Here is a 12337-nt window from a genome sequence, read left to right as displayed (position 1 = left end):
GGATATAAAAACAGAAGGAATAATGTTGGACATTGCTAAGATACGTGAGGACTACCCGATTCTTGACCGTAAGATTTATGGACGCTCTTTAGTCTATCTCGATAATACGGCTACATCGCAGACTCCACGCGAAGTGGTCGATGCTGTGGTTGCCGGCTATACCCGCACGAAAGCCAACGTCCATCGCGGCGTACACACCCTGTCAATGGAGGCGACCGAGCTTCAGGAGGGTGCGCGCCGTAAGGTAAGAGAGTTTATCAATGCTCCGTCGTCGGATGAAATCATATTCACCCGAGGGACGACAGAGGCCATCAATCTTGTGGCTGCGTCTTATGGCGGGGCGTTTTTCCGTGACGGTGACGAAATCATTCTGTCGGTCATGGAGCATCACTCCAATATTGTCCCTTGGCAGCTGCTTCAGCGCCGTTCCGATATAAAATTGCGTGTTGTCCCCATCCGTGAGGACGGTTCGCTTGATATGGGTGTCTATCGGTCGCTTTTCAACGAGCATACACGTTTTGTCGCGATCTGTCATGCCTCGAATGTTCTTGGAACTGTCAATCCGGTCAAGGAAATCATAGCCGAGGCTCATGCCCATGATGTCCCGGTTCTGATTGACGGAGCGCAGGCCGCGCCTCATATCAGAATTGATGTTCAGGATCTCGATGCCGATTTTTATGCCTTTTCAGCCCATAAGATGTATGGCCCTGCCGGTGTCGGCGTGCTGTATGGCAAGCGCAAATGGCTTGAAATGATGCCTCCGTATCAGGGTGGGGGAGAGATGATAGAATCTGTCAGCTTTGAAAAGACTACCTACGCCGAGCTTCCCTATAAGTTTGAGGCCGGCACTCCTGATTTCATCGGCATTGCGGCTCTCGAAAAAGCCATTGACTATATGACACGGCTTGGTGTCGAGCGGATTGCCGCCCACGAGCATGAACTGCTTGAATATACTACCCGCCGGATGCTTGAGGAGATACCCGGACTTAAGATTTATGGAACCGCTCCCGGTAAATGCGGCATTATTTCGTTTCTCGTTGACGGCGAACACCATTATGACATGGGGATGCTTCTCGATAAACTCGGCATAGCTGTCCGCACCGGTCATCATTGTGCGCAGCCTCTGATGCAGTCACTTGGTATCGAGGGTACGGTCAGAGCTTCGTTTGCAGTCTACAATACAATTGAGGAATGCGATGCCTTTCTCTCGGCGCTGAAGCGCGTCAGTGAGATGCTGCGCTGAGGCAACGGTTCATCCTAAAGGAAAAATAATTCGGGCAAGCGCCCACGTCAGGCGTTTGAACAGGCGGTTATGGAGATAGACCGCCTTCATTTTCCACGGGCTGTCGGTTTTGTCAATGACCTCGGCATAGAGTCGTGCGGCTTGATGGATCGCATTTTTACGCATCTGATTTTCCTCACACGTGTCACCTTCGCTGCGGTATTGCGAAGCGAGTACCATGCGCCGTGCATCCGTAAGTCTTGCAAGGTCTTTGCGGCCGATGTTTATGAAATGCTTCTCCACTCGGTCGAGAGATTTTTCCCAGTGTTCATGACGGGAGCTATACGATGTGCCTGTTATGGAATCGGCAAGATGATGGGTCACGACGGTCGTCTTTCCGCCGATGTCCATTATCCTGTCGGTGGCCAGCAATAGTCTCACCCCAAGTTCATAGTCATTCCATGCCGGGAGCGTCTCGTCCCATCCGCCGGTCTGTCGGACCAGTTCCGTTCTTATTACCATGCGTTGTGTCGACAGGCAGCCTCTGAAAAGATGATTGAACATCGGAGATTTTGCCGTAAAATACAGTTTTCGCCGCTTTCCATCTGCCTCCTCGCACTCGATGCTTCGTCCGAAGATATCACACGTAGGATTTTTCCTGATTGCTTCCGAAAAATCGGCCACGTGGTCGGGAAGCATCTCGTCGTCGGAATCAAAAAACATCACGAATGAAGTTTCGACCTCTCTGAGCCCGCGGTTGCGTGCCGCGCATGCTCCGGTTTTCCTCTCTTTAAACAGCATGACATCATGGCCACATTCTTTCATGTGGTTGCTCCAGCGTTGCATCGTTTCCCATGAATCGTCGGTCGAGTTGTTGTCAACGAGTATGACACGCGCAGGGCTTACTTTTTGACCTTCAATCGAGCGCAAGGTTCTCCCCAACGTGTGTGCCCTGTTGTAGACAGGGATTACTATTGTTATTTCTGTGCCCATTGTGATTGATGTGCTATCCTTGAGCAGAGGCGTAATCCTCGCGGTGTCTGATGACATTTTCCATGTTCGTCTGTGCCCATTGTGTGAGCTGATTGATGATTGGTATCAGCGATTTGCCGGTTTCAGTCAGCGTGTATTCCACTTTTGGAGGCACTTGCGCATAAACTTTGCGGTTGATGAGTCCGTCGGCCTCAAGCGTTTTGAGTGTGGAAGAAAGTACGCGGGTAGATATGTCTGGAATGATTCTGCGCAATTCATTGAATCTCACTGTGCCTTCTCCCTCGATTACGAGCAGGACAAGCAGCGACCATTTATCGCCGAAACGTGCGACGACATTACGGATAGGACATATCGCGATGGGGTATTTGGTGGCATTGTCTTCTTCTTTCATATCATGATGCTTTATTTTGCAAAGTTAGTGGCGATTTTGGATATATGAGCATATTTATTCTATTTTTTTAGAAAAAAAGTATCGGTATAAGTCGTTGAGGCTCTGCAAAAGTAATAAAAAAGTAACTATGCGAGCAGAAAGTAACTTCTTGATTAATAATGATTAGTAGCTTAACTTTGCAGAAATAAAATTTGAAAACATTATCAGATATGAAACAGATTCAACAAAATTCAAGCGCTGAAAACTATAGCGCTGTCAACCTTGGCAGTCTATCGGAAATAAAGGACTATGTACTTGAGTTCAGTCCTGAAATCAAAATCCCCGGAAAAGTGTTCGGAGGACGGGCCGTCGGTGCCACCGGTAGCGAATTTTCTTTTCAGGTTTTCGCTCCGGGGCAGGAGACCGGTTTCCTGCATATCCACAAGACTCATGAGGAGCTTTATTTTTTCCTGTCGGGCAAAGGTGAGTTTCAGGTTGACGGCAATGTGTTTCCGGTTGAGGAAGGCAGTGTGGTGCGTGTAGCTCCCGCCGGTTACCGGTCGGTCCGTAACAACGGGACAGAACCGCTTGTCATGCTTTGCGTGCAGTATCGCGGCAACACCTTTACGGCGGATGATATTACGGACGGTGATATTATTGCCGGGCCGGTAAAGTGGTAGGCCTATACAATAACAGAGAATTGTATGACATCACCGGCTATTATGGAGTGTTGACAACTTTATAGGGAGTGATTCCGTTGATATAAGTGTAAGTTTTATTAAATTTGAACTCAGAAAAAAACTTCATTAATTCTAATAATAAAATAATGCTATGAATATCGGCGATAAAATTCCTGAGATTCTCGGTCTCGATGCAGATGGCAACGAGGTGAAAAGTTCTGATTTTGCAGGCAAGCCACTGATTGTCTACTTCTATCCCAAGGATAACACTCCCGGTTGTACGGCTGAGGCTTGTTCGATCCGTGATCATAACAGCGAGCTTACGGCTAAGGGATATACTGTGATAGGCATCAGCAAGGATTCCTCGGCAAGTCATCTTAAATTTGCGGATAAATTTTCACTTCCGTTCATTCTGCTTTCCGACCCGTCGACAGAAGTCAATCAGGCTTTCGGTGTATGGCAGAAAAAGAAAATGGCAGGACGTGAATACTTGGGGACAGTCCGTACGACTTTCATTACCGATGCTGACCACAAGATAACACATATAATCAATAAGGTCGACACCAAGAAAGCCGGTGAGCAGCTTCTCGGACTTATCGGAGATTAGTCTGCGAGTTCGGGCTGGTCTCGTCAGCGCATAATGAAAGCATCGGGCGGACACTGAAAAACGAAGTGTCCGCCCGATGGCTTTTATCTGTGAACGATATATGTCAGAGCGAGGAGTATGGAATAGAGAATGTATCGCCTTTTGTTATATCTCCTGTCGAAAGTCCGCGTTTTAGCCACCGGCTACGTTGCTCTGATGTTCCGTGGGTAAAAGAATCTGGGACAGAGTAGCCTTGAGCACGTTTCTGCAGATAATCGTCACCGATTTTCATTGAAGCGTCGAGAGCTTCTTCGATGTCGCCCGGTTCAAGTGAATTGAACATGGCGTTGTCATGGTGTGCCCACACGCCGGCAAGGAAATCAGCTTGCAATTCGATGCGCACGCTGATATTGTTGGCTTCGGTTTCGTTGACTCTGTTCATCTGGGAGTGAGCCTGATCGAGTGTGCCCAAAAGATGCTGGACATGGTGTCCGACTTCGTGGGCTATGACATAGGCGTAGGCAAAATCGCCGTCTGCTCCGAGAGTCTTGCGCATGTCACGGAAAAATGACAGGTCAATGTAAAGACATTGGTCTGCGGAGCAATAAAATGGCCCGACCTGCGAGGTAGCGTTGCCACAGGCGCTCTGTACGGCATCGGTGAACAATACAAGTGTTGGAGGCTCGTATTCCTTGCCCATTGAGGCAAAAAGCTTGGTCCACACATCTTCAGTTCCGGCGAGAATCTGCCGTGAGAATTGTGCGAGTTCCTCCTCCTCTTCTGTCGGGGTATAGTTCTGTGTGGTATGATTGCTGGATGTCAGGTTTCCGACATTTGAGGTTATGACATCGAGCGGGTTTCCTCCCGAAATCCAAGCAATGATTACGGCGATGATGACAGCACCTATACCGCCTCCGATTTTTAAACCACGTGCGCCACCGCTGCCGCGCCGGTCGCTGACATTTGAGCTTTCGCGTCGTCCGTTGAGTCGCATAGTCGTCAATTTAGTTGTTATGCAACCTCTATGGCTGCAATTCTATAAAAAAAGCTGCGTCAGAAAATCGACTGTCGGTTTCCTGACACAGCCTTTGTATGATGTATCTGTTTTACGACGGACCGATCAATCTTTAGATCCGATCAGCTTCCATACGTATGAGCTTATGATTGCGCCGATGAAGGGAGCGACGATAAAGAGCCAGAGCTGTGCTATGGGCTGGGCATTTCCTTCAATCGCAGCGAATATGGCCGGGCCGAGTGAACGGGCGGGATTGACAGATGTTCCGGTGATAGGAATACATGCGATGTGTACGAGAACAAGTGTGAGTCCTATGGCAAGACCGGCGAAATTGCCTGCACCTTTTTTCTGGTCAGTAGAGCCAAGCACCACCAATACGAAAATGAAAGTGAAAACCATTTCAGCAATAAACGCGGGTACGATGTTGCCGGGCATAAAGCTGTTTGCTCCTGTGGTTGTCGTGTCGTTGAACACGGCTTCGATGCCGGCCTGATTACCTGTATGGACAAGAATCCATAGGACGAAAGAGGCGAGTATCGCTCCGATACACTGGAAAAGCATATATCCTCCGGCCTCGCGTCCGCTCATGCGTCCGCTTGACCATACACCGAGTGTGATTGCCGGATTGATATGGCAGCCTGAGATATTTCCTATTGTGTAAGCCATCGCTACTACCGAAAGACCGAAAGCCATTGCTACACCGAGGGTTGTGACTCCGTAGCCGGTTGTTCCGACTCCGATTCCGGCGAAAATTGCGCTACCGCAGCCCATCAAGACCAATACAAACGTACCGATCATCTCTGCAAGATACTTCTTCATTAGTTGATTGAATTTTAGTTGAACGTAAATTATTTAGGTTTGAGTTGAGTGTAGGCAAAATATGTCACATTCCCTCGTTTCATCAACAAATTTTGGAAAGTGAATGTTTTGTAGGTGCGCAGATATTATCTGAGAGATTGATTATCCGCATCCGGGTGTGCGGTATCAAAGAAAGTTGTCTGAGGCAAATATACAGAAAAAGAATGAGTAACGCAATTCCCAAAGGAATTTACAATTACTCATTCTCCTCTCTCCTCAGCGGTATGGACGGGACTCGAACCCGCGACCCCCTGCGTGACAGGCAGGTATTCTAACCAGCTGAACTACCACACCAAGGTTTGAATTGCATCGAGGCTGTTGACCAATAGTTTCATTGTCTTTTTGCGACTGCAAAGGTATGAATCAATCCTTAATTGTGCAATTTTTTATGGAACTTTTTTTTCAATTTTTTTATTCTTGCGAGAAACGGGTTTATAATTGTTCTATTTGGGAATAAATCGGCATTGCATAGCTTTCTGTAAGTGTCGACTGTGTGGCTAATTCTCTCATCTTGGCAGGTGCAGGTAATATTGTCTCAGTTCAGGTGAAAGTTTTTCGATTGCATATCGGAGCATTGTTCTTGGCATATTCCGGGTGTGTGCATCCAGAAATTTTGTGAGCAGGCTCTCATCTGTCCGTTTTCCCATTTCGCGCAGCATCCATCCTGTGGCTTTGTGTATGAGGTCATGTTTGTGGGTGAGATAGCTTTGAGAAATAGAGATCGTTGGTTCGGTGATACCGTTGCAAAGCAGCGTGTAGGTCGATACTATGGCTATTCGTTGTTCCCAAAGGTCTGAAGAACGGCTTAGGCGGTAAAGTATTTCATAATTGCCTGTTTCATAGACGTAGTTACCGATGATTTTTGGGGCCGAAAGGTCGACAAGATCCCAGTTGTTGATTGAGGGGGTGTTTGACAGATAGAAATCGGCAATCTGTTTTTTCAGCTCGTGGTTCTTTTTAGCCCGTCGGTAGCGTTCGACGAGTACCAGCAGGGCTGACAGCCTGTGTTCATGGATTTCAGACTTAAGCATTCTGCTGATAGCTTCTAAAGGAGCTTCAGTCATAAGCTTGGATACTTTCCTGACAGACGGGACTGTGATGCCTAAAAATTGGTCGCCTTCACCATATTCTCCGGGTGCAGTCTTGAAAAATCGCATCAGCACTTCGCGTTTGCCGGGAACTATTTCGGCAGACAGCATGTCGGTCCATTGATAAAGCAGTTCATCCATAATGCAGGGGTTTATATAATTGGGTGTTTGGCACGGCGTAAAGGTATAAAAAAAGAATGAGTAACGCAATTCCCGAAGGAATTTACAATTACTCATTCTCCTCTCTCCTCAGCGGTATGGACGGGACTCGAACCCGCGACCCCCTGCGTGACAGGCAGGTATTCTAACCAGCTGAACTACCACACCAAGGTTTTGAGATGCTTTCGGATGCCGTTTTGTTGATTCTCTCATCAACCGGCGTTATTTCCGTTTTGCGAGTGCAAAGTTACGAGAGTTTTCCGATATATGCAAATTTTTTCGATGTAAAAAGAACAATAGTTCGGTAAAATTTGCATATTCAATTGAATATCAATAAGATACAATAACAATTCAATATCAATGCAAACTATTGTGTATCAGTGCGATACAGCTATGCCTGTTCAAAAATTACCGAACTGTTGAAGAACATAAAGGTTGATTTTATTCAGATTTTATATCAAATTCGGTTATTTGCTGCCGTTATTGATGTTATCAGTGCATGTGATGATGGTCAAGAGCTTTTTTCTTCACGGATTATAAGCAATGTATCTCCCGGCAGAAGCCTGCGTGTGCCGTTAGGAACGATATAGCGCGAATCGCGCCGGATCATCATGACGAGCGAGCCGGCCGGGAGCTGCATGTCGCGGAGGGTGTTTCCTCCTGCAAGATGCTGTTCGGTCAGGGTTAGAGTCTGGAGCGAAGTCGGGATATCATCGGCAAGCTCGACTCCGAAATCATCATCCTCCTTGGCATCCGGATCGATTAGTTTCAGTTTCTTTGCCGATGCTATTACAGTCGTGCCCTGTATTAGCAGGGAAAGGAGCGTGACAAAAAACACAATGTTGAAAATCTGTCCGGCACCTTCGATATTTGCGACGACAGGATATGTGGCGAAGATGATTGGTACGGCTCCGCGCAGGCCGACCCATGATATGAACAGCTTGGACCGGGTGCTGATTTTTCGCAAAGGTGCGAGCGAGACGAACACGCTGAGCGGACGTCCCACAAGGATCATGAATATGCCAATCATGATTGAGACCACCGCAACATCGATCATCTCGTGAGGGTTCACGAGCAGGCCGAGCATAAGGAACACGACTATCTGTGCCAGCCATGTCATGCCGTCGATGAATTTCGAGATTCCGCGATGGTTGGGAAGTGTGGCATTGCCGAGAACTATCCCGCAGATATATACGGCGAGATAGCCGTTGCCTGCAAGGGCGGTCGTGATAGCGAAGGTGAAGAATACACATCCGATCATCAGTATCGAAATCATTGAAGTGGCCTGGGACGCATCCTCCTGATTGCCAGAGCTGCGGCCGATGCGCCGGTATGCGCTGATGAGCCAAAGCGTGAGTTTGCCCATCACAAATCCGGTTGCCCCGCCCACTCCGAATTGCAAGATTAGCTCGACAGCTATGTTACCGGCCGAAAGCCCTCCGCCGAGAGTGATGGCCTCTATAAGTATTATGGTTAGCATATAGGCCATAGGGTCGTTTGATCCGCTTTCAAGCTCAAGCATGGGGCGAAGGTGATTGCGAAGTGCCACTTTCTGACTTCCGAGTATGCCGAACACCGAGGCCGAGTCGGTCGACGACATCGTGGCTGCGAGCAGAAGCGACGGGAGGAATGCAAAATGGATATTGGCCCATTCCATGCCTGATAGCCATAGGATGAACAGGCCGGTTATGAGCGCAGTGAGTAGCACTCCTGCTGTAGAGAGGACGAGGCCCGGGATGATTACGGGTCTTATCGAGGAGAGTTTGGTGCCGAGGCCGCCTGAAAAAAGTATGATACAAAGCGCCACCATGCCGATGAACTGTGCGGTGTGCATGTCGCTGAACTGGATTCCGAGGCCGTCGGTGCCGAAAGCCATGCCGACGAGAAGGAATATCAACAGCAACGGAAGTCCGAAGCGGTAACTTAATTTGCCGACAAGCACTCCTGCGATGAGTAGCATCGAGCCGATGAGGAGTATGTTTTCTGATGTGATAAAATCCATAGTTGAACTGTGGTGGTTGCCAAACGGTTGATTATGTTTTGCAAAGTTACCTATTTGGCCTGAACAAAACAATTGATGAAAATATGTTAAATAAATGGGTCTATTAAACAGTTTGGCCGTGTAAATTGTTTATATAGCAATCCATGGCTGCACTAATGCTCCATACATTGAATTAATTTACTAATCATAATCCCGGCATAAAGACATGAAAAGCGTTAAAGAAAGTCTGCTGAATCGTCGCAGTATCCGTCGCTATGAGCGTGAGGCGGTGACCGACGAACAGATGCAGCTAATTTATGAGGCCATACGCAACACGCCCACAAGTTACAACGGACAGCAGTTTTCTGTAATCGATGTTACGGATCAGGCTGTCAAGGAACAGATTTATGCTCTGACAAATCAGAAGCAGATCAAGACATGTTCGCATTTTTTGCTTTTTATGATCGACTATCATAAAATCCGGCTGATCAGCGAAGCAAAAAATATAGATATGCCGGATTTCGAACATACTGCCGACGGCCTGATTGTCGGGTCGTTGACGCAACGCTGGCCATGATGGGGGCAGTGACGATGGCTGAGTCGCTCGGGCTTGGGACCTGTCCGATCGGTTATGCACGCACCGTCGCGCCTGAGGCTCTCTCATCGATGATGAAGCTTCCAGACAAGACTTTCATTGTGTGTGGTCTTGCAATAGGTGTACCGCGTGAGATGCCCGATCTGAAACCGAAGCAGCCGCTGTCGCTCGTCATCCATAAGGATCATTACCGTCAGGATGATGACGCGATGCTCGAAGAGCTTAAGGAATATGATGCCATCGTCAGCAACTACAATCAGACACGCGAAGGCGCAAAGACCGACAATGACTGGGCTTCGCATATAGTGGGCTACTATCGCGAAGCGATGCAATATCGCATGCTCCGTGCTCTTCAGCGCCGTGGGTTTGATCCTGCGCGGTGATGGTTTTCATCAAAGAAAACGGCAAGCGCCCCGTGGAAAGGTCCGATTACCAGTTTCCACGGGGCGCTTGCCGTATGGGTTATCATTATTCTCCTTTAAGGACTGAAATTTTGGCACGGGTGTTTTTGATACGTTCGGGTGCGAGTGCTTTCACGAGTCGTCCTGCCTCTGAGCGAGGGACGGCTACGAGGGCGGCATGGTCGCGCAGCGCTATACGGCCGATTTGCGAGGCTTCAAGGCCGCCTTTGGCGATGAGGAAACCAACGATGTCGCCACGTGAAATTTTTTCTTTTTTCCCGACATTGAAATAGAGTGTGGCGGTCGACGAGACTATCGGATGGTCTGTCTTCCCCTGAGGCACATAGTCTCTGTCCCATTCGACGTATTCAGGGATGTTTTCGCCCTCGGCTGTGATCACATATATTTCTCCGTTTGCGTCCTGACGCGCGGTGCGGCCGTTGCGGTGGGTCCATGCTTCGGGCGACGGTGGCAAGTGATAGTGGACCACGGCCGACAGCTCGGCGATGTCGAGACCGCGTGAGCCGAGATCGGTTGAGACGAGTATCGGTGTCGTCCCGTTGTTGAGCAGTTCGACGGCGTTCTCACGCTCATTCTGTTCCAATCCTCCGTGGTAGAGTCCGGCCGGAAGCCCGGCTTTGCGCAGGGCGGCATGAATGCGCTCGACGCTTTCGCGATGGTTGGCGAAGACGATGACACGGCCGTCGGGGAGAGAGCGGAGAAGGTCGATGAGCGTGTCGAGTTTGTCGCGGGACGGGGAGGGGATATGTACAATCTGCATCTGCTTTCTCGGTGAAGTCGAACAGCTGAAATCAATCAGTTCGGTGCGCGTGCTCTTAGGCAGATAGTCTGGCAGCTCGGCGAGCACTGTGGCTGAGGTGTGGATGACGAACGATACAGAAGTAAGCTTGTGGCACACGCGTTTCATTTCGTCAGCAAAGCCGAGTTCGAGGGCCTTGTCATATTCGTCGAGCACCAGCGTGCGCGTTGTCGAGAGGTCGAGGTTGCCGCGTTTCACATGGTCGAGCAGACGCCCCGGGGTGGCTACGATTATGTCGGGAGTTACTGCGAGAGAGTTTATTTCCTCCTGCATCGAGTGACCGCCGTAGAACGCGACTGTCTTGAATCCGGTCGCGATTGGGCGGATGACCTCATAGATCTGCACCACGAGTTCGCGTGAAGGGGCGATGACGACAGCCCGCACTTTGCCATCGGGGTTTCCGAGACTTTTGAGCAGAGGGATGGCGAATGCAAGAGTCTTGCCCGAGCCGGTAGGGGCGATGAGTGTGACAGTGCCTTTGGTCTGAAGTCCGGCCATGCGACGCTGCATGTCGTTGAGTTCGCCTATGGCAAGGCGCGAAGCTATGTTGGCGAGTATTTCTTTTTCTTTCATTTGAATAGATCGTTGTTGGCAATGTCATCGCTGTCGTCCACATCATGGCCGTATTCAGGAGAGAGATGGTCGATGTCGATGAGTCCGTCGGGAAGTTCGACCTCGATCCGCTGGATGACTTTGGCCTTGTAGATGTTTTGCTGTGAGGCAAGATTGTCCGACTTGGCATGAGTGACCAGCCCGGAGTAAATCTGAAGTATGTTTTTGCCGTAGCGCGGGTTCATGGCCCATCGGCCCGCGAGTTTTTCCCACGTCGGGGCGCAGCCGCGCTTGACATAGGTGAAACGCGGGTCGACCATGTTTTCTCCGTCAGGGAGATTGCCGGAACACGCATAGGCGTAGAGATGTTGCATCATGGCTGTGACTCCTTCCTCGATGTCGCGGAATCTGCAGCCCTTGTCGCCGCGTTTTTTCACTCCAAGCCCGCAATAGTTGTGGGCATTGGGCTGAACGGCTGTTCCGTTGTCAAATCTGAACCATCCGGTCTCGATTATGGCCTGGCAGAGGGCGATATCGCCACGGATGCCATAGCGCTCGCCGACATTGTAGAACGCTTCGGCAACCTCGCGCTGGAACTTGGGGTTATGGCGGCACACATATTCATACATATAATCGACATCTATCTCGGCTTTCCCGAAAATAGGGGTTTTGGCTTCGGACAGAATCGGCAGCAGCATGAACAGGAGCGGGAATAATATACGGTACATAGGTGGTAGAGGGGGATAAAAATAATAGTAGACGTGAATCTGACTCTATTATTAACGCGCAAGTTAGCAAAAATCCTTCAAACAATGAAATTTTGAGAAAAATTCATTAAAATTTACTTTTTGAACAACCATTCTGTCACCACCGTCTGTGTGGAGAATCTCCTTGCGGACACCGCACCTGTGGCCTGTAAAAGAAAAAGCAGCCGTTCATTCCCTGCCGAGGGATGAACGGCTGCAAATCATGAAGTTGGCCGATACCTGTTTCCCAAATAATCGTCAATCAGGCGTG

General features: G+C 49.2%; 13 protein-coding genes and 2 tRNA genes. 5 read left to right on the top strand and 10 right to left on the bottom strand.

Translation table 11 applies throughout. The features are described 5' to 3' along the window. Window positions 1-25 precede the first annotated feature (25 nt). A complete protein-coding gene (locus E7747_RS02535; protein ID WP_136417012.1) occupies window positions 26-1243 on the top strand; it encodes an aminotransferase class V-fold PLP-dependent enzyme in 1218 nt (405 codons plus the stop codon). A gap of 9 nt (window positions 1244-1252) precedes the next feature. Here the strand turns inward: E7747_RS02535 and E7747_RS02530 are convergent, their stop codons facing one another. Then, entirely contained in the window at window positions 1253-2272 is a 1020-nt protein-coding gene (locus tag E7747_RS02530; protein WP_136413911.1) for a glycosyltransferase family A protein, read from the bottom strand. Then, window positions 2229-2606: a winged helix-turn-helix transcriptional regulator gene (locus E7747_RS02525; protein ID WP_123615712.1), complete on the bottom strand. Its 378-nt coding sequence runs from the start codon at window positions 2604-2606 to the stop codon at window positions 2229-2231. The genes E7747_RS02530 and E7747_RS02525 overlap by 44 nt, the downstream gene beginning before the upstream one ends. A gap of 209 nt (window positions 2607-2815) precedes the next feature. Between E7747_RS02525 and E7747_RS02520 the strand changes: the two genes are divergently transcribed. Together E7747_RS02520 and bcp are read left to right on the top strand one after the other, a co-directional pair. After that, a complete protein-coding gene (locus E7747_RS02520; RefSeq protein ID WP_136413910.1) occupies window positions 2816-3265 on the top strand; it encodes a cupin domain-containing protein in 450 nt (149 codons plus the stop codon). A gap of 151 nt (window positions 3266-3416) precedes the next feature. Continuing rightward, window positions 3417-3872: a thioredoxin-dependent thiol peroxidase gene (gene bcp, locus E7747_RS02515; protein ID WP_136413908.1), complete on the top strand. Its 456-nt coding sequence runs from the start codon at window positions 3417-3419 to the stop codon at window positions 3870-3872. 103 nt (window positions 3873-3975) lie between these two features. Here bcp and ypfJ read toward each other — a convergent pair whose 3' ends face one another. The 6 genes from ypfJ to E7747_RS02485 form a co-directional block, all read right to left on the bottom strand. Continuing rightward, complete coding sequence (gene ypfJ / locus E7747_RS02510) at window positions 3976-4845, bottom strand: KPN_02809 family neutral zinc metallopeptidase (RefSeq protein ID WP_136413906.1); 870 nt, start codon at window positions 4843-4845, stop codon at window positions 3976-3978. Between the two features lie 126 nt (window positions 4846-4971). After that, window positions 4972-5685 carry an MIP family channel protein gene (locus tag E7747_RS02505; protein ID WP_123615708.1) on the bottom strand — a complete coding sequence of 238 codons (714 nt, stop codon included), beginning with the start codon at window positions 5683-5685 and terminating at the stop codon, window positions 4972-4974. A 259-nt stretch (window positions 5686-5944) separates the two neighbouring features. Continuing rightward, window positions 5945-6018, bottom strand: a tRNA-Asp gene (locus E7747_RS02500). A gap of 212 nt (window positions 6019-6230) precedes the next feature. Then, complete coding sequence (locus E7747_RS02495; protein WP_136413904.1) at window positions 6231-6953, bottom strand: DNA alkylation repair protein; 723 nt, start codon at window positions 6951-6953, stop codon at window positions 6231-6233. 112 nt (window positions 6954-7065) lie between these two features. After that, a tRNA-Asp gene (locus E7747_RS02490) sits at window positions 7066-7139 on the bottom strand. A 343-nt stretch (window positions 7140-7482) separates the two neighbouring features. Further along, entirely contained in the window at window positions 7483-8973 is a 1491-nt protein-coding gene (locus E7747_RS02485) for a potassium/proton antiporter (RefSeq protein WP_136413902.1), read from the bottom strand. A gap of 205 nt (window positions 8974-9178) precedes the next feature. Between E7747_RS02485 and E7747_RS16840 the strand changes: the two genes are divergently transcribed. Continuing rightward, the gene (locus tag E7747_RS16840) at window positions 9179-9529 is read left to right on the top strand and encodes a nitroreductase family protein (RefSeq protein ID WP_228449230.1); all 351 of its coding nucleotides are present in this window, start codon (window positions 9179-9181) and stop codon (window positions 9527-9529) included. Next, on the top strand, window positions 9526-9930 hold the full coding sequence (locus tag E7747_RS16835; RefSeq protein ID WP_262710059.1) for a nitroreductase family protein: 405 nt from the start codon (window positions 9526-9528) through the stop codon (window positions 9928-9930). Before E7747_RS16840 ends, E7747_RS16835 begins: the two co-directional genes overlap by 4 nt. Window positions 9931-10015: 85 nt before the next feature. Here E7747_RS16835 and E7747_RS02475 read toward each other — a convergent pair whose 3' ends face one another. After that, window positions 10016-11341 (bottom strand): DEAD/DEAH box helicase, encoded by a 1326-nt coding sequence (locus E7747_RS02475; RefSeq protein ID WP_136413900.1) that lies wholly within the window; start codon window positions 11339-11341, stop codon window positions 10016-10018. Continuing rightward, window positions 11338-12048, bottom strand: coding sequence for a glucosaminidase domain-containing protein (locus E7747_RS02470; protein ID WP_136413898.1), 711 nt, complete (start codon window positions 12046-12048; stop codon window positions 11338-11340). The genes E7747_RS02475 and E7747_RS02470 overlap by 4 nt, the downstream gene beginning before the upstream one ends. Window positions 12049-12337 lie beyond the last annotated feature (289 nt).

Source organism: Duncaniella dubosii (genome assembly GCF_004803915.1).
GTDB classification, from domain to species: Bacteria; Bacteroidota; Bacteroidia; order Bacteroidales; family Muribaculaceae; genus Duncaniella; species Duncaniella dubosii.
The sequence above is the reverse complement of the archived record's forward strand: the minus strand, read 5'-3'. Positions and strand labels throughout refer to the sequence as shown.